Source organism: Maridesulfovibrio salinus (genome assembly GCF_055394525.1).
Map to the genome: position 1 here is coordinate 2063533 of NZ_AP042461.1, position 24365 is coordinate 2087897.

General features: G+C 45.6%; 21 protein-coding genes. 7 read left to right on the plus strand and 14 right to left on the minus strand.

Features of this window, described 5'->3' with window-relative positions; all coding sequences use genetic code 11:
- The first annotated feature begins 114 nt into the window (after positions 1 to 114).
- Both ACZ5PW_RS09260 and ACZ5PW_RS09265 read left to right on the plus strand, forming a co-directional pair.
- Positions 115 to 1185, plus strand: coding sequence for a 2,3-butanediol dehydrogenase (locus tag ACZ5PW_RS09260; RefSeq protein WP_464560137.1), 1071 nt, complete (start codon positions 115 to 117; stop codon positions 1183 to 1185).
- Between the two features lie 295 nt (positions 1186 to 1480).
- Entirely contained in the window at positions 1481 to 2281 is an 801-nt protein-coding gene (locus ACZ5PW_RS09265; protein WP_464560139.1) for an MBL fold metallo-hydrolase, read from the plus strand.
- A 90-nt stretch (positions 2282 to 2371) separates the two neighbouring features.
- Here ACZ5PW_RS09265 and lipA read toward each other — a convergent pair whose 3' ends face one another.
- Together lipA and lipB are read right to left on the minus strand one after the other, a co-directional pair.
- Positions 2372 to 3259, minus strand: coding sequence for a lipoyl synthase (gene lipA, locus ACZ5PW_RS09270; RefSeq protein WP_464560141.1), 888 nt, complete (start codon positions 3257 to 3259; stop codon positions 2372 to 2374).
- Complete coding sequence (lipB, locus tag ACZ5PW_RS09275; RefSeq protein WP_464560143.1) at positions 3246 to 3959, minus strand: lipoyl(octanoyl) transferase LipB; 714 nt, start codon at positions 3957 to 3959, stop codon at positions 3246 to 3248. The genes lipA and lipB overlap by 14 nt, the downstream gene beginning before the upstream one ends.
- A 315-nt stretch (positions 3960 to 4274) precedes the next feature.
- Between lipB and ACZ5PW_RS09280 the strand changes: the two genes are divergently transcribed.
- Positions 4275 to 4601, plus strand: coding sequence for a carboxymuconolactone decarboxylase family protein (locus ACZ5PW_RS09280; RefSeq protein ID WP_464560145.1), 327 nt, complete (start codon positions 4275 to 4277; stop codon positions 4599 to 4601).
- Positions 4602 to 4702: 101 nt separating this feature from the next.
- Positions 4703 to 5092 (plus strand): PaaI family thioesterase, encoded by a 390-nt coding sequence (locus tag ACZ5PW_RS09285; protein WP_464560147.1) that lies wholly within the window; start codon positions 4703 to 4705, stop codon positions 5090 to 5092.
- Positions 5093 to 5220: 128 nt separating this feature from the next.
- On the opposite strand, the gene ACZ5PW_RS09290 is transcribed toward ACZ5PW_RS09285, so the two are convergent.
- From ACZ5PW_RS09290 to ACZ5PW_RS09315, 6 genes are all read right to left on the minus strand, one after another.
- Complete coding sequence (locus ACZ5PW_RS09290; RefSeq protein WP_464560149.1) at positions 5221 to 5529, minus strand: DUF6506 family protein; 309 nt, start codon at positions 5527 to 5529, stop codon at positions 5221 to 5223.
- A 21-nt stretch (positions 5530 to 5550) separates the two neighbouring features.
- Positions 5551 to 6531, minus strand: coding sequence for an NAD(+)/NADH kinase (locus ACZ5PW_RS09295; protein ID WP_464560151.1), 981 nt, complete (start codon positions 6529 to 6531; stop codon positions 5551 to 5553).
- Positions 6532 to 6592: 61 nt separating this feature from the next.
- A complete protein-coding gene (locus ACZ5PW_RS09300; RefSeq protein ID WP_464560153.1) occupies positions 6593 to 7564 on the minus strand; it encodes an alpha-ketoacid dehydrogenase subunit beta in 972 nt (323 codons plus the stop codon).
- 52 nt (positions 7565 to 7616) lie between these two features.
- A complete protein-coding gene (locus ACZ5PW_RS09305; RefSeq protein WP_464560155.1) occupies positions 7617 to 8576 on the minus strand; it encodes a thiamine pyrophosphate-dependent dehydrogenase E1 component subunit alpha in 960 nt (319 codons plus the stop codon).
- A gap of 55 nt (positions 8577 to 8631) precedes the next feature.
- Positions 8632 to 9018: a Lin0512 family protein gene (locus ACZ5PW_RS09310; RefSeq protein ID WP_464560157.1), complete on the minus strand. Its 387-nt coding sequence runs from the start codon at positions 9016 to 9018 to the stop codon at positions 8632 to 8634.
- Positions 9019 to 9025: 7 nt separating this feature from the next.
- Positions 9026 to 10363, minus strand: coding sequence for a dihydrolipoamide acetyltransferase family protein (locus ACZ5PW_RS09315; RefSeq protein WP_464560159.1), 1338 nt, complete (start codon positions 10361 to 10363; stop codon positions 9026 to 9028).
- Positions 10364 to 10680: 317 nt separating this feature from the next.
- Between ACZ5PW_RS09315 and ACZ5PW_RS09320 the strand changes: the two genes are divergently transcribed.
- The gene (locus ACZ5PW_RS09320) at positions 10681 to 12741 is read left to right on the plus strand and encodes a sigma-54-dependent Fis family transcriptional regulator (protein WP_464560161.1); all 2061 of its coding nucleotides are present in this window, start codon (positions 10681 to 10683) and stop codon (positions 12739 to 12741) included.
- Between the two features lie 172 nt (positions 12742 to 12913).
- Here ACZ5PW_RS09320 and ACZ5PW_RS09325 read toward each other — a convergent pair whose 3' ends face one another.
- The 6 genes from ACZ5PW_RS09325 to ACZ5PW_RS09350 all read right to left on the minus strand — a co-directional run bounded on the left by ACZ5PW_RS09325 (position 12914) and on the right by ACZ5PW_RS09350 (position 21260).
- Positions 12914 to 13966: a class I fructose-bisphosphate aldolase gene (locus tag ACZ5PW_RS09325; RefSeq protein ID WP_464560163.1), complete on the minus strand. Its 1053-nt coding sequence runs from the start codon at positions 13964 to 13966 to the stop codon at positions 12914 to 12916.
- A 159-nt stretch (positions 13967 to 14125) separates the two neighbouring features.
- The gene (locus tag ACZ5PW_RS09330; RefSeq protein ID WP_464560165.1) at positions 14126 to 15673 is read right to left on the minus strand and encodes an acyltransferase family protein; all 1548 of its coding nucleotides are present in this window, start codon (positions 15671 to 15673) and stop codon (positions 14126 to 14128) included.
- A gap of 14 nt (positions 15674 to 15687) precedes the next feature.
- Complete coding sequence (locus ACZ5PW_RS09335) at positions 15688 to 16695, minus strand: acyltransferase family protein (RefSeq protein ID WP_464560167.1); 1008 nt, start codon at positions 16693 to 16695, stop codon at positions 15688 to 15690.
- A gap of 3 nt (positions 16696 to 16698) precedes the next feature.
- Positions 16699 to 17718 (minus strand): glycosyltransferase, encoded by a 1020-nt coding sequence (locus tag ACZ5PW_RS09340; RefSeq protein WP_464560169.1) that lies wholly within the window; start codon positions 17716 to 17718, stop codon positions 16699 to 16701.
- Between the two features lie 8 nt (positions 17719 to 17726).
- Positions 17727 to 18956 (minus strand): glycosyltransferase family 4 protein, encoded by a 1230-nt coding sequence (locus tag ACZ5PW_RS09345; protein ID WP_464560171.1) that lies wholly within the window; start codon positions 18954 to 18956, stop codon positions 17727 to 17729.
- 153 nt (positions 18957 to 19109) lie between these two features.
- Positions 19110 to 21260 (minus strand): VPS10 domain-containing protein, encoded by a 2151-nt coding sequence (locus ACZ5PW_RS09350; protein WP_464560173.1) that lies wholly within the window; start codon positions 21258 to 21260, stop codon positions 19110 to 19112.
- 444 nt (positions 21261 to 21704) lie between these two features.
- On the opposite strand from ACZ5PW_RS09350, the gene ACZ5PW_RS09355 reads away from it, so the two are divergent.
- Positions 21705 to 23342 (plus strand): ArnT family glycosyltransferase, encoded by a 1638-nt coding sequence (locus tag ACZ5PW_RS09355; protein ID WP_464560175.1) that lies wholly within the window; start codon positions 21705 to 21707, stop codon positions 23340 to 23342.
- A gap of 45 nt (positions 23343 to 23387) precedes the next feature.
- Positions 23388 to 24359, plus strand: coding sequence for a glycosyltransferase family 2 protein (locus ACZ5PW_RS09360; protein ID WP_464560177.1), 972 nt, complete (start codon positions 23388 to 23390; stop codon positions 24357 to 24359).
- The last annotated feature ends 6 nt before the right edge of the window (positions 24360 to 24365 follow it).

Genomic DNA, 24365 nt, shown 5'->3' on the forward strand with positions numbered 1-24365 from the left:
GTTCTTCATAATGCGGTTGGTGGCATACGTAATGCTTACAGCTCCTCAATTATTTGCGGTTTCGTTGGTTTGTATCAGGAAATTCCATAGCACGATAATTCAAGAGAGGTTCCTATGAGCGAGACAATGCGAGCTGCCGTTTGGCATGGAAAAGAGGATGTAAGGGTTGAAACAGTACCGGTTCCTCCTTTCCCGGATGCCGGATGGGTAAAGGTGGAAGTCGACTGGTGTGGTATCTGTGGTTCAGACCTGCATGAATACATGGCAGGACCTATTTTTATTCCGACCGAGGCCCCTCATCCACTGACAGGAAAACAGGGCAGCCTTATTCTGGGGCATGAATTTACTGGAACAATTGTTGAAGTCGGTGACGGAGTCACCAATGTGAGTGTCGGTGACTTTGTCGCTCCTGATGCCTGCCAGCATTGCGGTGAATGTGTGACCTGCCGTGCAGGACGTTATAATGTATGTGAAAAGCTTGCCTTTACCGGACTTCACAATGATGGCGCATTTGCTAGATATGTGAACATCCCTGCAGAATTATGTTATAAGCTTCCATCCGGGGTAACCCCTGAAGCCGGGTCCCTTATAGAGCCGTTGGCAACTGGATTCAAAGCAGTGCGTGAAGCCGGTCCTATTCTTGGGGAAACTGTTGTCGTGCTCGGAGCAGGGACCATAGGTCTCGGTACGCTCATGGCTGCTAAAGCCGCAGGGGCTGGGAAGGTTATCGTACTGGAAATGTCCAAGGCGCGAACCGAAAAGGCCAAGGAATGCGGAGCGGATGTTGTTCTCAATCCGGCTGAATGTGACGCCGTGGCTGAAATAAAAGCCATGACCGATGGTTCGGGGGCTGATGTGTCTTTCGAGTGCGTGGGTAATAAATTTACCGGGCCGCTTGCTGTTGATGTAATCCGGAATGCAGGGCGGGCGGTCATTGTAGGTATTTTTGAGGAGCCCAGTTCCTTCAACTTTTTCAGTCTAAGTGGCACAGACAAAAGGGTTATCGGGACACTTGCCTATACTCTTGAAGATTTCAAGGGGGTTTCTGCGCTGCTTTCAACAGGACAACTCAAGGCTGACCCTATGATTACCGGGAAAATTGAGCTTGAGGACATAGTCGAGAAGGGTTTTCTAGAATTGATTAACAACAAAGATGAAAATATTAAAATTATAGTAAAGCCTTAATGAACAAGGCCCAGGCCGCAAATAATTATGAAATATGCGTTAAGTTAATCCATTATAGTAGGTTGGAATAGTTGAATATTGATTTCGTTCTGCTTACGAATCCTGCCGGATTCTGAGCAGAGCTGAAGATCAGGGTTGAAGCCCTGGTGTCTGGTACATCGGCTGAGGAAAGGGCGTTTTTTCGATGTGTTACTGTCGGAATCCGGGTTGTGCAGCCCATATACGTCCGCAGGGAAGAGTCGCAAGATTCTTCCCTTTTTTTGTAGGCAACAGTCTTTATAGTGGAGTTGGTTAAATGGATTATGTTGAATGTGAGCTTGTGGCTAACGCAGGAGTTCTGGTTCGGTATAATGGGCTGAATCTTCTGGTTGATGGGATTCATTGTGAGGATGGTCATCCATTCTGCAGTGTTAGCCCGATGGATCTGCACCTCATGAGAACCGGCACGTCTCCTTTCTCAAGACTGGATTACCTGCTCTTCACCCACGAACATCCAGACCATTTCACTCCTGCACTTGTCGGGGAGCAATTGAATAGCAGGCCGTTAAAGGGCCTATTTATGCCGGATTACAGGTTCGGCTCAAACAAGCTTGAAGAACTTTATAATTATGCACGAAAAGAGGGGGTGAAATGCCATTCTCTGAGTCTGGATGCCGGATTTTTCGATAATTATGAACTTGGTGGAGAAGTTGAGCTTACTGTTATCGGTGCGCGGCATATGGGGCCGCAGTACCGGAAGGTCCGTAATGATTGTTTTCTGCTTTCGTCAGGCGGGATTAATATCCTGTTTACCGGAGATGCTGACCATGAAGCACAATATTATGAGAAGGCATTGTCGGGAATTGATCTGGATGCAGTGTTTGTTAATCCTATTTTCTACCATAATAGCGATGGGTTTAACATTATCCAAAATGTTTTTCGGACCCGTAATGTCGTTGTTTACCATTTGCCGTCTAAGGACTCTGATCCTTTGAATTTATGGTATACTGTGGAACGGGCTATGGAAAAATATACCGGATGCGGAATACGTACCCATATTTTTCAGAAATCCAGACAGAAAATGCGTATAGGGGCCAACACCCTTTTGGATGGGTGAGGCCCCTTCTTTTCTTCCCGGTGGCTTCAGCAACACGCATAATCCGGGTGAGCGCAGGCTTAGGGGCTACCACCGGGGGAAATCATAGCTTCAGCATCGCTGATGGCCGCCGCAGCAACCGGAGTCCAGTTGCTCGAAACTTTTTCCGGCATGATATGAACTGCGCACCAGAGGACCGGATACAACCTGCATGAAACCGAGTTCCGTCCCTATTTTTTCATATTCTTTGAACTGGTCCGGGTGAATATATTCCACCAAAGGGTGATGTTCAGGAGAGGGGCAGAGGTATTGCCCTATTGTCAATATGCTGCATCCAGCCTCAAGCAGATCTTCCATCACCGCTACGACCTCTTCATTTGTTTCCCCCAGTCCGAGCATTATTCCGGATTTTGTTCTGATCCGGGATGAAGAGTCTAACCTTGAAACATTACTGAGAAGCTGGAGAGATTGTCTATATTTAGCTGCCGGCCTGACTGCGGCATATAATCTGGGAACTGTTTCAACATTGTGGTTTATAACTTCCGGGGCAGCGTCAATCACTTTGCGTAGGGGAATTATATGACCCTTGAAATCGGGAATCAGGACTTCGACTGTTGATCCGGGATTGTCATTCCTGATAGCGCGGATTGTTTCCGCGAAATGCTCTGCTCCTCCGTCAGGAAGGTCGTCCCGTGTAACTGAGGTTACGACCACATGCTTAAGGCCTAGCTGTTTGGCGGTGCGGGCCAGTTTGACCGGTTCCTCCGGGTCCGGCGGTTGAGGTTTGCCGTGGGTCACTGCGCAGAAAGCGCAATTGCGGGTGCAGATATCCCCGAGGATCATGAATGTGCAGGTCCTGCTCGCAAAACATTCTCCTATGTTGGGGCATTGGGCGCTTTCACAGACCGAATGAAGCTCTCCTTTGCCTAACAGTCCTCGGATATCGTTCATGTGTTGGGCATCCGGAGCAGGGATGGTCAACCACTCAGGCTTTTGCATATGATTTCTCCTTGATGATGTCTTCTAATGTTACCGCCTGCAGAGGGATGTTGAAAACCGCGCTGAATTGTTTACGCATTTCATTACGGACTGTTTTTACATCAACCAACTCGCCTGTAGTTTCAGACATTGATGTTACTCCGTATGATGAAATACCGCAGGGAACGATAAAGGAAAAATGTTCAAGGTTCGGGCACACATTAAGAGCTATGCCATGCATTGTGACCCAGTTGCGGACCGCAATGCCCATTGCCCCGATTTTACGGTCTTTTACCCAGACCCCGGGGAATTCACTTTTCCGGTCTGCTGAAATATTGAACGGCTTCAATGTCTTTATCATTACTTCTTCCATTTTCCGTGCATAGGCATGCAGGTCTCTCTCCTCACCTTCAAGGGACAGGATGGGGTAGCAGACCAGCTGTCCGGGGCCGTGGTAAGTAATGTCGCCACCTCTGGAAGACTCATGGACACTAATATTGTGCTGATCAAGAACATGCTCATCAACCAGCAGGTGGGTACGGCTGCCGCTGCGTCCGATTGTAAAACAGGGATGATGCTCAAGCATAATCACAACATCAGGTATCAGCCCCTGTTTTCGCCTGTTGTGGATTATTTTTTGTAATTCAAGTGCCTCCATGTAGTCGTGCATGGATAAATTAAGCAGCAACGCCGTTCTATGATGTGAGTCTTCCTTATACATGACTTTTAAAACAGCAACATGCATGCCATTGTATTATGTACAAGGTCGGGTGTTATGGACTTGCAGCTTGAAATTAAGCATTAACTAGCTTGATATTTAATTTGATGATGTTTTGGGTGGAGTTATGTCAATTCTAGTTGGTAATAATGTGTTCAATTTTGGAGCAATGTTCATCAACAGAACATGTATAAATGATGATTCTTGGGGGCCTGAATGTGTTTTTTACAGTTAGTTTAAGCCAATTCAGACCAAAGTAGAAGAGGCACGCTCTTTGCTTTACAGTTGTATCTTAAACTTTAAACAGGAGAAATAAAAATGGATGCAGCAGAAAAAGCAGCGAGCACTTTGTCCAAGATGACCCAGAAAGCCGGAGATGTATTTCCTAAATATCTTGCCTTCACCAAAGAAATAAGTGAATTCGGTCCCATTGACCATAAAACTCAGGAATTGATCCATGTGGCATGCTCCATGATGTCTCAGTGCGAGATGTGTATCTCTCTTCATATTCAGGGAGCAGCAAGCCACGGCGCCAGCAAAGAAGAAATCATGCAGGCCGCCATGCTGGCTATTGCCATGGGGGGATCTCCCAAAGTAATGTATATGCATTACGTTTTTGATGAACTGGAAGACCTGTTCGATTAATCACTTAATACATTTTTCCTCTGACAGGCGGAGTTGTCTCCGCCTGTCGGGGATGATGTCGCATTGAGCATCGGCCAGGGGAACACTTACAAGAGGAAGAAATGGAAATCAGAACCCATGCGCATATTGACCGTTCATTATGCGGAGAGCCGGTTAAGGTAGAAAACGGAACGAGTGAAGTTAAACTGAAATGCGCACAGTGCATGGAAGCAGATGAGAGCGGGCTCGTTCATGGTGGATTCATATTCGGACTGGCTGATTACGCCGCCATGCTTGCTGTGAATCATCCCAATGTTGTTCTAGGAGCAGCTGAAACACGTTTTCTTAAACCCTCACGTGTCGGTGACGAGCTGCTTGCACGGGCTGAGTGTCTGCCTTCTGAAGGGAGCAAGCATTTAGTAAAGGTAGAGGTTTCCTGCGAAGAAACTGTTGTTTTCAGCGGAACCTTCACTTGTTTCATCCCTGCCAGACATGTTTTAGATGCTGGTTGATTAACTTAAATCAGGTAAAGCTTGGAACAGATGAGTTAGGTGATGGTGATTCGCCGGCTTATGTATTGTTGTATTCTATTATGCAGGGGCGTGCCGTTGAGTCGGTAGCGCCCCTGTTTGTTTTCTGATTATTTGAATAATTTATCACCGCTCAAGTTTTTCAGTCCCGGGTGAATATCAAATCTGACTACTCCGACCGGAATATCCACTGCAGCCGCAACCCTGGCAGTTCCAACCGAACCGAATCCTCCGCAAAGTTCTATTGCGGCGATCCCTTCGTCTTTTACAAGGGCAGGGGCCAGTTCTTCAGCCTGTTTGTAATCGCTCACAGCTACAGCAAGGAGATCCACAGCTTCCGTACGAATCCAGTTTCTGTGTTCTTCGGGGTTTACATTGGGCGCTATGAAAATAAATGCCGCCTTAAGTTTATCACTCATATTATATTCCTTTGACTGCTTTTAACGGAACAGGCCTTCGTCCCTGGCCAGATCCATTGTTTTCTGGATATCAACAACCATAGGCCCGGCAGTATTTAGTCTTATGCCTGCGTTTGAGCCGTATGGAATTTCCACTTCCCTTTCTCCGTCCACGGCCACAAGTCCCGGGGAAACACTTATAGAGAATAGTTCACCCGGTTCCATTTCAGTCATTTTCTGAATGGGAACTTCCGCAAACATTCCCGGTGCAATCGATGCCGTTACTTTTGTTTCGGCTGAATCTCCGATATCAAGCGCCAGCCCTCGGGGTTCCTCGGGAAGTATCTCACATAACTGCCCGCCAATAGCAGAAAGCCCTATGGAGCAGGCGCAGCAGCGTGTCAGGAACAGCTGGGGAACTTTGTCTATCTGCCATACCGCCTTTGATGCCAGAAACACATCATTGTAAACCGCAGCATCGACCAGAGCGATGTCTTCAACTTTATCATCAACAATAATATCGAATATTGATGATCTGTAGCAGCATTTGTCTGCCGGAAGGCTTCCGGTGGCAACCAGACCTGCCGCCAGCCCGGCAACCGTTGCTTCACCCATATACGGGAAAACATTGTTTGTTCCGGTGGATAGCGGAAGAATGGGGACGGCGACAGTGCCTTTGCAGGCGACTCTGCTTGTGCCGTCCCCACCCAGTACGATGAGGCACTTTGCGCCAAGTGTCTCCATAATGCCCGCAGCGATGGTCGTGTCTGTCTGATTGTTTCTGACGGGCATCTCTATTGCTTCCACGGGAATGGATGGCGAAATAGAATTGAGGGCCCGGGGGATGATCTGGTAGGAGTCCGGCATATAGAGAATCTTACTTACTCCGGCTCGCTCCAGACCGAGAATTAGTCTGCGGACCATGCGGACTTTTTCCTGATTATCGAAAACGCTGCCATGGGCAATCAGGCGCCGGATGTCCTTGCCTGATGCGGGATTGGCCAGTATTGCTGCAACACTCACTTGGATGCCTCATCAAAATTCAGGGAGAACCGCCGGGACAACAGTTCTCCCCGTTATATGGTTAGCGGATGCTTTTTACTGCCTCAATGATGTTCTCAACTCCGGGAATGTAGTGCTGTTCCAATGGCGGAGAGAAGGGAACGGGGCAGAAGGGTGCACCGACGCGTTTAATGGGCGCATCAAGATATTCAAGTGCTTCTTCGGCAACCAGAGCCGCAATTTCGGCTCCGGGACCGGCGAACTGAACCGCTTCGTGGGCTATGACCAGTGCGTGGGTCTTTTTGACAGATTCAAGAATAGTCTCGGTATCAAGGGGCTGCACACAGCGGGGGTCGACAACTTCGGCGCTGATACCTTCGGCTGCCAGCTTTTCTGCAGCGGCAAGGGCGGTGTAGACCATTTGGGAGGTGGCAACGATTGTTACGTCAGTTCCTTCGCGCTTGATGTCTGCTTTGCCTATTTCAATGGAGTAGCTGTCATCCGGAACCTCTCCGCTTACTCCGTAGAGCAGTTTATGCTCAAGGAATACCACGGGGTTGTCATCACGGATGGCACTGGTCAGAAGTCCCTTGGCATCATAAGGGGTGGAAGGGATGACCACCTTAAGTCCGGGGATGTTCATGAACCACGATTCCAGTGACTGTGAATGCTGGGCGGCAGCACCGATGCCCGCTCCCTGGGGCATGCGCAGGGTCATGGGTACAGTGGATTTACCGCCGAACATATAGCGCATCTTGGCAGCCTGGTTGAAAAGCTGGTCCATGGACACACCGATGAAATCAACGAACATGAGTTCCGCAACGGGGCGCAGGCCGCTGAAGGCCGCACCGGTAGCCGCGCCAACAATGGCGCTTTCAGTGATGGGAGTGTCCATGACACGCTCTGCACCGAATTCTTCATAAAGGCCCTGAGTTACACCGAAGCAACCGCCGAATTGCCCGACGTCTTCGCCGAGAATGAATACATTCTCATCTATCTCCATTTCCTGTCTCAATGCTTCATTGAGTGCTTGAAGGTATGTTTTTTCGGACATTATTTCCTCCGTGGGATTATATATGAATTGATGAAAGGGGGAAGGTTAATGCCTATGCGTAGACATCTTCCATCAGAGCGCTGCTCGACGGCATGGGGCTTTCCTTGGCGAATTTAACAGCCTCGTCTATCTCCTCGCCGATGCGTGTCTTGATCTTATCCAATTCAGCCTGGGTGAGGGTCTTGCTTTCAATCAGCTTTGCTTCGAATCTGGGGATGGGGTCTTTAGCCATCCATTCCTTCAGTTCTTCATTGCAACGGTAGGTGCATGCGTCACCTTCGAAATGGCCGCGCCAACGGTAGGTCTTGCATTCAACAAGAGAAGGTCCTTCACCCTTGCGTGCGCGTTTGACGGCTTCGGATATGGCTTCATGAACAGCCAGAACGTCGTTGCCATCTACAACTACGCCGGGCATATCGTAGGCTGCGGCACGGTCTGCGATGTCGACAACGGCCATGGATCTGCATTGCGGGCAGGAGATGCCGTATCCGTTGTTTTCGTTAACGAAGACAAGAGGAAGTTTCCATGCACTGGCGAGGTTGAGGGATTCCTGTGTGGTTCCCTGGTTGGAAGCACCGTCACCGAAGAAGCAGAGTGCTACGTCTTTTGTCTTTTTATATTTGGCAGCAAGAGCCGCCCCGGCAGCAAGGGGACCGCCTCCGCCAACGATTCCGTTGGCACCGAGAATTCCGAGATCAAGGTCGGCGATATGCATGGATCCGCCTTTGCCTTTGCAGTATCCGGTCTGTCTGCCGAAAATTTCGGCCATCATCAGCTTGACGTCACCGCCCTTGGCGAGAAGATGTCCGTGCCCACGGTGGGTACTGGAAATCATGTCTGCATCGGTGAGCACAGAACATGCTCCCGTGGCTACTGCTTCCTCGCCGAGGTAAAGGTGAACGAAGCCCGGAATTTCGCCTGCGGCGAAAAGTTCCTGCAGCTTCAGCTCGAACAGTCTGATCCTGTTCATGGTTTCGTACATTTGGGTCAATGTCTTTTTGCTGAGAGCCATTATTGTTTCTCCTATGGATTGTTCAGTCCGGATAGCTTCACGGACCAGTTTTCCTTTATTGATCCCCAGTGCTGTCCATATCGGTTTCAATTGATACGGTCAGAGCCGCACACGCGGCCACGATGTTGCTCACACCGGGAGCGAAGCAGGGAGCTTCGATGCCCGGCACGCTGATTCCACCGGTGGTTACGTTCAGCGATGTTTCGCCGATGGGAATAGCGGCAAGCACAGCTTCCCGATCAACTCTTTCCGGGGCGGGCACGGCCAGATCCGCGTGAACATAGACGCCCTGAAACCGTTCCCGTCCGCAGATCTCAACGATACCGCACAGGCATATCCGTGACACCGCGTCACGGACGGCACGGACTGCAGCCTTCGTCATATCTTCTCCGTGCAGGTCGGCAGCGTAGCCGAGCTCAATGGCAAACCGTTTTCTTGCCATGGCGGGCCTACACGGTCATCAGACCGGGATTCTCAAGCATGTCGCCCAGTTCTCTGAGGAACGACATGGCAGGAGCACCGTCTGTGGTCATATGGTTGAATGTCAGGGAAAGGGTCATCATGCTTCTGATCTGGATTTCGCCATCCTTGACGGCAGGCTTTTCCACTATCCGTCCGATACCCAGAATTCCGGTTTCAGGCGGATTGAGTATTGGTGTGAAACCATCCACGCCGAGCATGCTCACATTGCTGATTGTAAAAGTTCCACCGGAGATCTCGTCCATTTCAAGGCCGCCTTTACGGGCGCGTCCGGCAACGTCACGGACTTTTTCCTTGAGTTCTTCAAGAGTGAAGGAGTCGGCCATTTTAACGTTGGGGACGATGAGACCGTTGGGAAGGGCCACAGCAATTCCGAGGTTGACGTAGTCATGCAGGTGAATGCCGTCATCCTGCATAGTGGAGTTCATGATGGGGTGGCGTTTAAGAGCGCGGCAGGTGGCATAGGAAATGATATCGTTGTATGAGATACGATATTCCTTATTGCGTTTGTTGCGTTCAAGCAGGGTTTTGCGCAGGCGGACCATTTCAGTAACATCAAGTTCCACGAAAACTGATAACTGTGCCGCACTGTTCAGGCTGGCCTGCATATTATCCGCTATAAGCTTGCGCACACCGTCCATCGGAATGATTGTATCCTGAGCTTTAGCCGGGCTTGCGGGTGCAGTTTGCTCCACAGCGGGATTCATTGCTTTCAGGATGTCGGCCTTGGTTATCCTGCCGCCTTCTCCGGTTCCGGTTACCTGGCTGAGATCAACTCCCTTCTTGCGGGCAAACTCAATGGCTTTCGGGCTGGCATTGACGTCTTTGAAGGGAGCGTCCGCGGCTTCCTGCACATCTTTCATTGTAACAGAGCCGTTAGGTCCGGTTCCACTGACTGTTGAAAGGTTTATTCCAAGCTCTTTGGCAAGTTTGCGGGCTGCCGGCATTGCTTTTACAAATTCTCCGCTGCCTGCATCAGCTTTAGTCGCGGGTGTGCTCCCGGTTTCAGCTTCTGCCGGAGCTTCATTTGAACCTGCAGCCTTGGCAGTTACTTTTTCAGGTGTTTCTCCCGGAGCGGCAATAATGCCCAGAACTGCCTGAACTTCCGCGACTTCTCCTTCCGGCACAATGATCTGGGCGAGAACGCCGCTGGCGGGTGATTCCACCGAGTTGGTAATTTTATCAGTCTCAACCTCAAAGAGAGGTTCCCCGGCTTCCACCGTGTCCCCTTCGCTTTTGAGCCAGCGGGCCAGTTTACCTTCCTTCATGGTTAAGCCCCATTTGGGCATAATCACTTCTTGAGCCATGACCAATCCTCCTGATTTTTTTAGGTAGTTGAATCGGCGGATTGCAATGGAGATGCCAAGGAGTTATATTGTTTTATTTCAATGTCTTATATATAAATTTTGCGAGATGTTGGTGGTTTTGTGTTCTGTAGTGGAACAAGCCTTGAGTGGAGATATAGTTTAATCCTTTTCCGATATATGGTATTGAAATAAAAGAGTTATTGTGTACAATAGGTAAGTTTGGCTGTTCGAATTATGAACACTTGACGAGTTGGTTATGATCGGTAAGGTATCTCTAAAATAATCGAGAATATTTTTGCTTTGTCACGGAGATTGAGATGCATTTACTCATTAGAGATGGTGACAGCTTTGAAATCAGCCCTAAGCAGGGTGAGCCGTCAGGTCCGGTTAAAAATCATTTTTCATGCCCAACCCCCAAGCGTGGTCCACAGACTGATTACGCGCGGTGGAAGAGGTTTGTTGAGGGAAAGAAGGTAGATCTGAAGGGGCTCGATAGTGCGATTGTCGATTCCTGGGATAGATGCAGGGGGATGGCCGTAGACCATAATCCCCGAAGCTGTTGGGATTTTTTACCCATGTCACAGCTTGAACCTTATTCGTCTACACTTGAAAAAATATGTAAAAATGTTGAGCAGACCGCCTATGAAGCCATCAGGGGGAAGAGGCTGCTTATCACCTTTACAAATGCCGAGGGCCGGGTAATCCGTACCTGCGGAGATCTCGAAGTGCTGAAGCAGGCCGATAATCTTAATTTCGGCCCGGGAGCAAACTGGTCCGAAGACTGTGTCGGGACCAATGCTATAGGCACTGCACTTAAAATCGGACGGCCCATGCAGGTTTTCGGTGAAGAGCATTTCTGCCGCAGTCATCACAGCTGGAGCTGCACCGCTTCTCCTATTGTAGATCCCCATGGAAGTATCTGGGGCTGCTTCGACATTTCCGGCCCCATTGATTCAGATCACAGCAAAAATCTTGAACTCGTTCTGCAGGCTACAAGGTCACTGGAGCAGAGGCTGTGCCGCCTTTATTGTTCTGAACTTGAAGGCCATCTGGGAACCATGTTCTCTTCAATGTTCAATTCAGTAATGACAGGAGTTCTGTCTCTTGACCGTTCCGGAACTATTCTAAGTGCCAATTCCGCTGCGGAGACTCTGCTTGGTAATCCGTGGGAGCCATTGCGAGGTCGTCGTGCATCCGATTTTTTTGATTTTGAGTCATTTTCAGCAAAGGTAAAGCGTTCTTCATTACGCGAACCGGTAACAATGGATTGTCATGTAAACCCTGATTTGTTTGTTCGTGGACTGACTGTCTACAGTCTGACCGGTTCCAGACTTGATACAATCGTGACTATCTGCGAGACACAGCCTTCTCATAAGATCGGTGCAGCAAGCGTAAGGAAAAATATTCAATCTGAAAGTACCCCGGAAGGATTTGAGCACATCCTTCACTCCTGTGAATGTATGAGGCAGGTTATCCGGCAGGCTTCAAAAGCTGCAAGAACTCCTTCAACCGTCCTGCTCTTCGGTGAATCCGGTACGGGAAAAGAGCTTTTTGCTAAAGGAATCCATAAGGCGGGTCCAAGAGCGGATAAGCCTTTTATTGCCATGAACTGTGGCTCCTTTTCCGAAGAACTGGTTCAGAGTGAACTGTTCGGTTATCGGGGTGGAGCTTTTACCGGAGCGTCTAAAAAAGGTCGCGAGGGCAAGTTTCAAAAGGCGGATAAAGGGGTTTTATTTCTGGATGAAATTTCAGAGATGCCTCTTTCCCAGCAGGTTAAACTGCTGAGGGTGCTTGAGGAAAGGGCTGTGGTTCCTGTGGGAGGAACAACTCCACAGCCTGTTGATGTCAAGATTATCGCCGCAACAAATAAGGATTTGCTGCAACTGGTGAAGGAAGGAAGATTCAGGGAAGATTTGTATTATCGTCTGAATGTTGTTGGTGTCAGTATCCCTTCATTGCGTGAACGCGGTGATGATGTTGTTCAGTTGGCTCAATTTCATTTGAAGCGCATGTGTGATGATTTCGGCATTGAATGTGAGGGTATGACCGATGAAGCAAAAAGTGTTTTTATGCTTCATGACTGGCCGGGAAATGTCAGGGAATTAGTCAACTGTATTGAATATGCGGTAAACAATATGTCCGGCGTCTGGCTGGAGGTAAAAAATCTACCTCCTTACCTGCTTGAAAGAACCAAAGACCGCAAGACAAATGGCAGGCAATCTCTTGATTCCGGCTTTGCGTTGAAACAGATGGAGGCGAATACCATCCGTAAGGCACTTGACTACCACAAAGGAAATATAAGCAAGACTGCAAAAGCTCTGGGGATTGGAAGGAATACTTTATATTCCAAGTTGGAAAGGCATAATATTCTGATATGAAGCCGGCGACTACCGTCCTTACCGGGAAATATTCACGACAGCCTGGATTGATCTCGAATTTTAGTTCGACATGATGAACCAAATATAAAAAAGGTTAACTCAAAGCATGGGTTAACCTTTTTATTTTATTTGATATTTAAGTACAGAAGCTCTTTTACTTTCAGATATTAAATCAGGCGATGGTCACAGTATCGTCCAAATATACATCCTGAACGGCATTGATAAGTTCTACGCCCTGACTGAAAGGCTTCTGAAAAGCTTTGCGACCCAAAATCAGTCCCATACCACCTGCGCGTTTGTTGATGACAGCAGTTTTTACAGCCGCTGCGAGATCATTTTCTCCCGAGCCTCCGCCGGAATTGATCAATCCTATACGTCCATTATAGCAATTCAACACTTGATAGCGGCACATGTCTATAGGATGGTCGGAGCAAAGTTGTTCATACATTGCCGGATGTGTCTTGGAATAATTTAAAGCGGTAAAACCACCATTATTTACAGGAAGTTTCTGCTTCACAATATCCGCGCCCATGGTGCTTGCCAGATACACTGCCTGACCTGTGAGATCGGCCGCGGCATGATAGTCCACTCCCTTATGTTTGAAGGCATCATTACGAGTATAAGCCCATAAAATACAAACCAAACCAAACTCATGGGCTATACGAAAGGCTTCAGTCAGGTATTGTATCTCGCGATTGGAGTCGTGTGAACCAAAGTAACAGGTTGCTCCAATGGCCGTGGCTCCCATCTCAAAAGCCTGCTTAACATGCGAAAACAGGATTTGCTCATTTTTCTGAGGATAAGTCATAAGTTCATTATGATTTATCTTCAGGATATATGGAATCTTGTGTGCATACTTACGGGCCGTCATGGATAAAATCCCGTGCGTGGACGCAACAGCGTTACATCCAGCTTCGATTGCCAGTTTTATGATATTCTCAGGATCGAAATACACTGGATTAGGACCAAATGACGCGCCTGCAGTATGTTCCACCCCCTGATCTACAGGCAGGATTGAAAGATATCCAGTGCCTCCCAAACGTCCGTGATTATAAAGTAGTTGTAGGTTGCGCAACACATTAACCGGACGATCGCTGATCCTGAAGACACGGTCCACAAAGTCAGGACCGGGTATGTGAAGGACATCTTTGTCTACAGTGGTACATGTGTGAGAAAGGAGTGACTCGGCTTCAGCTCCCAATAAATTTTGAATGTTTACTGTCATTGATGAATCCTCATTTTAGCTATGGTTTAAGCAGGGGTTAACATCACTATAACAGAGTCGGTAAGAATAGAAAGTGCTTAGTGAAATTTAGTCCTACGAGAACCTTGATCTGTTTGGCCGGGGGATGTTAATTCTTATTTTACGCTTTTAATTCCAAGCCTATAAAGGATTATCTTGAGAAATTGCTTTTACAACAAAGCCAATGCACGCATCTTTTGATGTTGTCTCTGGCAGTGTGAAGCTGCCGGGGGCAAACTCAGCGGAATACATAGTTATCGATCGTCCATGGTCTCCATTGTATATGTCATACATGGGTACGTCATTTTCTTTTTGCCATCTCGCCATTTTAGGAAAAACAGATCCGTATCCGCCATCCAGCCTTGTATGAAAAAAGAAAAAGATTTTTAGCGGTTCATGTACCTTAAAGTTGAAGGAAGTTCCTCTAGGGGTTCTGTGGATTCCTTGAAACAAATATCCTCCTTTGATGCTTTCGGGGATATAGTCGTAGGTATATCTTCTGTCGGTATTTTGCAGAACCCCCTTTTCCATCAAAGCATAGCTGTATTGCATGTATGGATTGATTTTGATCGACATCAGTCTGTTGGCTAACGTAATCATCTCATGGTTTATTTTATTTTTATAGTCGGCAGGAACTTTTGGATGTGAAGAAGTAAAAGAATATGTGAATATTAAAAATACTAACGTGCTAAAAAATAGTGCATAAATAGTTTTATGCACTGCATGATCTTTGATCATAATCTTGTTATAGGTCACGCTGTACGTTCGTTGAATAACATAAGAAATTAGCAATATGCTTGGTAGGCATATCAAAGCCAGATATATAAATGAATATGGATCCTTAGCCGGGAAGAATATGTTTATAATACCGTAAAAAATTACCCTGTAAAATAAAAGTGCACATAAGATTGTTTTGTATGTGATTGTAATTTCTACGCGGGGGGTAACTTGCCGTAGAAAAGTATTCAATAACACCATTGTAAAGGCTGGCACCATAAAAATTAAAGGTGCTGTGGAAATAATTTCGAAGTAGCCTTTTTTTAAAGGTAATAAATAAAAAACTGCTGCAAGGATGAGTAGACCAAGACATGTTGATCCCCTAACCCGGTTTTGCGCAAGATAAAAACCGCCGATAAAACTTGGGAGATACAGAACAATCCTTATATCAAGTGCTTGGAATATGAGCTTATAAAAAGTAAGTATTGCTATGAGGCTTAACGATAGCAATACGTAATAAACCGTCCTGGATTTTTTGTTCTGGATGTAGTGCAGGGCGGGTGTAAGCATGGTTAGAAGTATTATGATTGTTGCAAACCACAAAGTAGGGAGGGGAGGTGTCCTGAATATAGAAAGCAGCGTTGCGCCATGTATGAAAGTTGTTTTGTCTATAAATCCAAGTAAAGCATATGAGGAAATAGCTAACAGATAAAGAGGGTAGATGTAGGATATGTTTTTAAGTGCCAGTTTTAACGAAGATTCCGAGCGTCTATTTTTCATTTCCAATGCGCAAAGGTAGCCGGAAATGAAGAAAATAAATCCATACGCAATCTGTAAATATAGTAATGTGAATGGATAATCGAGAGTATTAATAGTTGATGTGTATTGGAGAAGGTGACCAAGTATAATAAATATACCTGATGTTATGTAAAGAAGATATGCTTCATTCTTTTGTCTGGAGTAGTCCATCATGTTTATTGATTTATCTATGCGGCAGCTTTAGCCATTTTCATGTTGTATTTATTTTGGATGATATAGGAAAGTCCGATTACCAATGGGAGGCCGATTAGGTATAGTGCAATAGTTTTCCATTCAATATTAAAAGAATTGAAAGTCTCTGATATTAAAGTGTATATTATCCTATGTATTAGATACATTACATAGGAAGCCAGAGAAAGTTTTTTGAATAAATCAAGACTTGATATGGATATGTCTACTTTTTGAGCAGATATAAGCAGGGGAGGAACCGCTACTACCGCGCTGAGAAACATTATCTGGTAATATTTTAGTGGGTGGAATGATTCCATCCCTACAATGAAGATAAATGACAGGATGCTCGCTATCAGAGTTTTTTTGGCAGTCAGTATATTTTTAATTTTTTGTGATTCAGCGGCAGCGCATCCTAAGTAGAATATCGGAATATATGCTATTACTCTGAATTCGAATATTTTAAACTTAGCCCATATTAAAGCCATTGGGATGTATAGTGATACTAAAAATATGTAACGGTACTTTTTCGGAGTCATTCTACCTAGGACAAATATAATGTAGCAGGAGAATATTACAGGAACGAACCAGAGGGTGTACATTGATTCACCTGTAAATATACTTGCAAATGTAACTGTATTGATAAGCTTGTCTAAATTCTGATCAACAGCGAAATAAAACGGGACACTGACCAGCAGGAACAGCGGATATATTCTGATGAATCTTTTTTTGAGGAAGGTTACGGCTTCGGATTTCGAAAATTGCCCGGAATAGATACTTGAAAGGGTGTACCCTGAGGACCAGAACAGCCATCCCAGACACATATACGTCAAGACCGAATTCAGAGGAGATTCAAGAACCCCTCCTATGTAGTTGTCCAGATGGCATATCCCAACTATGTACAGGATAACCAGACCTCTTAGCATATTCATGTTTGAGCTTTCCTGCTTGTCCATCTTAAGCCTCCCTTTCGATATATTTTCCCCCGCATCGATAGTACTGCGCATGATTCACTCAGTTGTGCTGCTTTGTGCGATGACGGTATTTATTGAGTTCTCGACTATTTTTTCAGTGAGTGAATATCTGTCTCGATAGTCGCGGTTTGATTTCATCATTTCCAGACGAAGTTCAGAGTTGTTGTACAGGGTCAGTATGTTGGAGATAAGTTCATCAACTGATGAAAAACTAAGATAATTTTTGCCTTCCTCAAAGTTCCCGGTCACTTTGTAATGCAGCGGTTCACTCACTATTGCACGAGAAGCAGCTATATACTCGGCGATCTTGCCGGGGTTAGATTTGTGCAACCCCTGAGTGGAAACGCATATGTCAGTTGATTTCATTATGTTGATGTAGCGTCCGCGAATTGTACTTTTTTTATCCATAATCAATTGTAAGTCTGTTCCGAGGTGTTTGAATGCAAAATCAGTAGGCTGAATTCCTCCGGTGAATGATTCGGGGAATTTTTTTAGACACTCTTTAACGCAGGCAATTCTGAAACTGTTAATTTCAATGCGTTCTTTACGGACATCATTATTCTCGATATCCGGAGCATCTGGGTCCCATAGTCTAGGTATAAAAAGTATACGGGGATTATCGCTCACGAAAGGATCAGTAAGGATATCCTTTTCACAAAGATGCATGGTTCTGCCAAGAAAAGCTCCTGCAGTGTTCTGCAAGTTAAATTTGAATGGGTGGAGTTCTTTAAAGTAATCTGCAATTGCAAAATAAAAACCCAGCGCTCGGACTTTAGGGTAATCTATGGCATGGCTATCCAGAAAACTGCGCTTGAAGTAGAAATCGCACTGAGAGTAAATTTCCCCGTTTATAGTACTGTTGTCGTAAAGGTCATAGACTACTTTGATGTTGTTTATTCTGGTAAGAAGGTATGCACCGGAATATGACTCATCATTATTTCTGGAAAATATTACAGAGTATTGCGGGTTTTTTTTTATTTTAAAAAAACCCGAAACAACCTGTGTTAGATGACGCACAATGTCATTGGTATAAACTTTACATTCAATTTTATTCATCAGTTGCCTTACAGTGCCTGTTTGGATAAATCCTGCTTTTCTGTTTTGCCATGTATATCCGTCGCGTCCTGTTTATCTCCTTTGTTGTTCTCTGGTTCTGAAATGACCTTACTCATAAAATCAAAATAACGCCGAGCGTAAATTTCCGGAGAAAAATATTCAGTCACCCGCTTTAAACCTGCACGTCCCATACTCATTCTCGTTTCAGGATTATCCAGAAGTATGCGCATTTTTTCGCTGAGATCTTCATCATTTTCCGACTCAAAAATGAGGCCGGTTTTTCCGTCATCGACCACATCCAGAACTCCGCTTACCCTTGACCCGATAACAGGTTTGGCGCAGGCCATTGCTTCAATCATTACTCTTCCCATTGCTTCTGTCCGTGAAGCCAGAACATAGAACATACAGTTCTGGAAATAACGGACAATCTCATCATGAGGTATACCGGGCAGAAATTCGACTTTGCTGTTGTCTGCAACCATTGATTTGTAATGATCCAGATTTCTGCACATGCCGATTATGCGCAGTTTTACATCCGGATAGTCTGTGGATATCCGGTTGAAGGCTTTGATGAGGATATCAACACCTTTAATCCTGAATGGGTGCCCTACCATGAGGATAGTGTTCTCTTCAGGTTTTTCAGAGGGGTAAAAGGCTTGAGTCCCAATGTACGAAAAAAAAACATCCTGGTGTATTTTATCCTCGGGAAGGTCGAATCTTGCCCTGTATTCTGTGGCAAGCTTGGAGTTGATGAATTTAACTGCATCAGCCCTGCTGAATGATATCCGCATCATGAATTCTTTTATTCTGCGGATCATCTTTGATTTGATCCCTGTTCCCTCGCCGGGAACTCGATAAAAATGGTCCGTGTTTACTTCAATAAGAAGCTTTGATCTCATGAAAAATTTCAAAAGAATACTTATAATGCCACATATCATCGGGTCATAGCTGATGATTACATCGTATGGGCCATGGCGCATGGCTGACCGGATGCAGAACCACAAGTAGTACATCTGCTTGAAAATCACATTGGTCTGGAGAGATTTACAGCCCCGGAATGTGAATGATCCGGCCTTGAGATCTTTTGTGCTTGTGGTCAGATGAAATATATCTCCTTTCCATTCACTGGAAAGCAGTTCATATTTGGGTTTGAACCCCGGAACCGAAGGATCGTATATGTAATAACTAAGAAAGAGGACCTTGGTCTTCTTGAAAGGAGAGTCGGCTTTCTCCTGCATGAATGTTCTCCTGCCCGGAGGCTAGTTTCCAGTCCGATTTCCGGAGCTTAAGTTCTATATTAATGTATTCTTGAAGTTCCGTAACGCAGGGGAGATGCCTGTAAGGCATCAGTCCCCTGTAGTTGATTTTCAAATGTAAGATATACAGTGACTTTAATTCTCTGGAATAACCGGACCAACCCACACTCCGCTTCCGAAAGTAGTGACGAAAATTTCATCGGGATTCTGCGGGTTGAAATCTATTCCCTGAACAGCCTTGAAAGGGAAATCATCATATTTCTTCCATGATTCACCTGAATCAATTGAAAACCATAGACCGTTTTTAACTCCACCGGTTAGTACAACATTTTTGTTTTCCGGATGAACGGCAATAGCCATCATTTTAGCAAATGACAGTTTTTTGCGGTCTATTTTATGCTGCCAGCTTTCACCGCCGTCTTCAGATTTCCAGACACCGCCCTGAAGGACTTTTTTGCCGGGAATACTGGCTGTGGCGAGGTATATGATCTTTTCATTTTCAGGGTCGACGTAAAAAGCATTGGGCCAGTCCATCGGGCTTGATGCTGTTATATCTTTCCAGCTTTCGCCGTCGTCTGTGGATTTCCATAAGCCTCCATGAATCATTTCACCTTTTTCTCTCAGAGCGGTAACAAGGCAGAACAGGTTTCCGGTTGACGGGGTTCTCCAAAGTCTGAGGAAATTATGGTTTTCAGGATCGAAAGCGGAAGTGATATCCTGCCAGGTCTGTCCGCTGTCACGAGATCTAAAAAGTCCTTTCCCGTAAGCAGTTGCGAAAAGAATCCGCTCTTTATTCTCTTTATCCATGTATACGATTACGTCAGTGCAGGACGCTTCTGGGAAACCATCACCCAGAGGAGTCCAGTTTGCTCCGTAGTCTTTTGATATATTGACCCCACCTGTATTGCATTTTTTGCATCTCCAGGGAATTCCCAGTTGGGGCCAGTGGGGGATGTCATGTCTGCTTGCTGCGGCTGCGTACATAACTTTAGGGGTTTCGGGGTCGAAGCGAACCCTGTAAAATGAATTTCGCCACGGGCTTCCTTTTGTGCTAATACTCCAGGTTTTACCGTGGTCCTGCGAACGCGCAAATCCGATATCAGTATATGATATGAAGTGCATATTCTGCTTTTCCGGGTGAATCTGATACTGGTAGCAGGTGGTCACTTCGAGTCCGCTGCTTTTGTAGATAGGCATTCCATTGTCAGGGGAGGTCCCAACCTTTGTGTTAACCAGAGAGCTCCATGATTTACCACCGTCTTCGGTTATGAAAACTTCAGCCTGTGTGGTCAGCAGAGCGACATCCGATGAAGTGGGGGATGCGGTGAAGCCTGTTTTGGTGATGAAGTATCCCCAGCGCAGATCATTTTCGATCCATGAGTATTCAACATTTTTGCTCAAGCCGTAATAATTGAATGCAATTTCCCAGCTGCGGCCGCCATCTTCAGAACGCCATAGCTTTTTACCGGTGTGTTTTCTCTTCTCCGCCACCCAGGCTACATCCACCTGATTCTGTGGGATGCTCAGTATCCACTGGTTGTCAAAAGGAGCTACTTTGGTCCAGCTGGCACCTTTATCAGTTGAACGGAAAAGCCCCTTGTTTTCAACACTTGCTATAAGCAGCGACTTATCTCCATTGGATGAACCGGCTATAGACAGTATCTTTCCTTTATCAAGTCCGACCGCCGCTTTCTGTTTCCATGTCAGACCGTCATCTGTACTGCTCATGATTCTGTCAGAGCTTGCTGTTACAATTGTATCTCCGAGAATTGCCGGAGCAAGGCATCCTCCTTTGAGGACCATGTCCCACTTGTCATCTGGAATATCAAGACGCCAGAGATCCTGTTTGGTTGCTATGAAAAGTATGTCTCTATTTCCGTTGTATGCCTTAATTCCCTGAATCTTACGCCGTGGTCTCCAGGGCCATTTGACTTTTTTCCATGTGATGCCTTCATCCATACTTACCAGTGGAGAATAGAGAGTGTACCAGTACATTCTGTCTTTGAAAAAAGCAGGAGATTTTGCCGCCGCAATTCCTTTGATATGCTTGGAAGGGATTAGAGCCCAGGTCTTTCCCCGGTCAGTAGAGCGGTAGACTCCGCTCATGTCACAGGCCACAAAAAGCAGGTCCGGGTTGAAAGGAGATATGGCCGGACTGAAGATCCCTCCCCCCCCGCCAATTCCCCGCTGAGAGAAGTTTGTGACCGTTGGAGGAGTCGGTTCAGCTGCCGGAGCTGCCTGTGAGAATCCAAGAAATATCATTAATATTACTAAAAGCCGTTTCATCAAGTGTTCTCCTGATTCATACTGGTTGCTTTAATTAATCCAATGAAAAAGTTTTCATGATTGATTTTTATGAATTCCTTTTAAGGTTGTAGGGGGAAGGTCGCCATTGCAGATAACCCGTTTATCATGCTTGATTTAAAAAGTTTTTTTTAGTCGAAGTTTGAATGCAATTATTGGTCCGTGTTTTGAGGTCATGTTTGATATGAATGATGTTGGGAGAATGTTTTCTGAAAATGGAGACAAAAAATGGTGGCTGTCTGATATGTTTTTTAGGCACAGTTAATGCAAAACAGTGTCATTTATTATTTTGCTACTGTTTAATTCTGTGTGTTGCCTGACAAGAAAATCGTAGGGAAAGGGTTGGATCATGGAAATCCAGTCTTAAATGTAATGGTTCGTATTGATAAACAGAGATGACCCTAAAAACTGAATTGGATACAGCTAATGAGTAAGAGATTAATATTGCTTATTTTTCTCCTGATACTGGTGGGATGTGCAAGAATTATAAGTGTTCATGATGAATTTATTCAAACTTATGATGAACCGGCGCATATTGCGTGTGGAATGGAATGGATAGATAAGGGAACATATTTTTACGAGCCTCAGCATCCGCCCCTCACGAGAATTATGGCGGCAGTAGGGCCTTATCTCATTGGCGAGCGAAGTCAGGGCGGAGGTTCAATATGGGAAGAAGGTAACCTTATCCTCTACAATAACGACTACATGAAGACTCTTAAGGCCGCCCGGGCTGGTAATCTTCTCTTTTTTGTTCTTGCTTCAATCGGAGTGGCGGTTTTGGCCTGGCGAATATTTGATCCTCTCACTGCAGTGGCGTCGGTATTTGTTTTTACTATGATGCCATCAATATTGGGAAATTCCGCAGTTGCAACAACAGATATGGGACCGACTGCCTTTTACGCTCCTGCGATAATGCTTTTTGCTTTTTGGTGGAGGGATAAAAGTATCAGGAATTCTGTTGTCCTGGGAATTCTCCTGGCTGCGTGTGTTTTCAGTAAGTTTTCGACTATTCTTTACCTTCTAATAGGTTTCGTTGTGGTTCTCCCCTTGTTGTTCTTTCGGGGAGAACTCTACGATAAGTCGGACAGTTGGGGACGTTTTTTTAAAATGTTAAGCCTTGTGGTGGCTGTTTTTCTTTTTGCCGGATGGGCTTCCTACCGATTTTCGGTTAACCCTCTTCTTTCTTTTCCCAGAGATATGCACTGGATTGATCTGTTCAGTGCCAAACTGCATATCTCAAAGGAAACGTTAATCGCTGCTGGAAGTTTTCCGTTGCCTCTTAGTGAGCTGTTCAGAGGAATCGCCGCTGTTGTTAAGCATAATGTGGAAGGTCATGGTACTTACCTTCTTGGAGAAGTTGGTCTGCATGGTTGGTGGTATTATTTCCCTGTTGTGCTGGGAGTAAAAGTACCTTTGGCAATTCTAATTACCTTTTTATCAGGTGGGTGTCTGGTTTTTCTGGACAGAGAAAAAGTCGGAAGCATGCGTTACCTTCTGGTGATCATTCCGGTGGCAGTGCTTTGTTCATGCATGTTTGTTTCCAATATGAATATCGGGATCAGACATGTGCTTCCAATCTTTCCTTTCATTGCTGTAGTCGCAGGTTACGCGCTTGTCCGATTTTACAGGATGCCCTCATTATACCGGGCGCTCGGAATCTGTTTGGCGGTCTTAATCCTTGCCGCTTCGGTTTTGGCTCATCCAACATACATCTCGTCATTCAATCTTATTGCTCGTGATAAGCCATATGAGTATCTGGTCAAAGCAGACCTTGACTGGGGTCAGTATGTAATGGACCTGGCTGATTCTCTTGAAGACAGGGATATTAAGAAATTTTCAATTATTTATGTAGGTACTGCTGATCTGGAAAAACATCCGCTTCCTTCTTTTCTGGATATCACCAAAGATATGCCCGAAACGGTTCAAGGCTGGGTTGCCATCAATGCGAATCCTTTATTTTCTAAATCGGAATATTTCTGGCTAAAAAAGTATGAACCCGTAGAAATAATAAATAATAGTTTCTTTCTTTATTATTTTGACAGTCCGGTTGAAACCGGAAGTTGAAGATAGATTTTATTACTCATTAATTTGGTTGTTTAAGGAGCATTTATGAGTACTGGAACAGGGACAGACGTTGTCGAGCTTTCATTGATCGCACCCATGTTCAATGAGGAAGAAGTAGTTGAGCATTTTTTCAAAGAGATAGATAAATGCTTGAGCCCTCGAAATATAAATTATGAGATAATATGCATCAATGATGGTAGCTCCGACAGAACGATTGAAATAATAACTGGCTACGCTGAAAAAGATCAGCGAGTGAAAGTGGTTGATCTGTCCCGTAATTTCGGAAAGGAACTGGCCCTGACTGCGGGGCTTGATTACGCCACGGGGCTGGCAGCAGTTCCCATTGATTGTGATCTGCAGGACCCGCCTGAAGTTATCCTGGAAATGTATGATAAATGGCGAGAGGGATATGATGTTGTTCTGGCCAAACGTTCCAACCGAGATTCAGATACTTTTGTAAAGCGCCAGACTTCAAATCTTTTTTATAAGCTTATAGACTCAATGTCGGAGATAGATATCCCTGCAAATGTCGGGGATTTCAGATTGTTGGACCGCAAGGTCCTGGATGCATTGCGGATGTATCCGGAACGCTCCCGGTTCATGAAAGGTCTGTTTGCTTCTCTGGGGTTTAGAACCACGACTGTAGAGTATGTGCGTCCTGCTCGTGCTGCGGGTGAGACCAAGTGGAATTATGTGAAACTGTACCGCCTTGCCCTTGAGGGGATACTCTCCTTTACTTCATTCCCTTTGAAGATATGGTCCTATCTGGGGGCAATTATAGCTTTTTCAGGATTTGTGTATGGAGTTTTCACAATAGTTAAAACTCTTTATTTCGGCATTGATGTTCCGGGGTATGCTTCCCTGATGGTTGTCCTGCTGTTCATGTCAGGTCTCATTCTGATAAGCTTAGGGATTATAGGGGAGTATCTCGCCAGAATATTTATAGAAGTGAAGGGAAGGCCTATTTATATTGTCCGTAATTCTATTGGATTTGATAAAAATGTGGAGCGTAATTAAAGATGT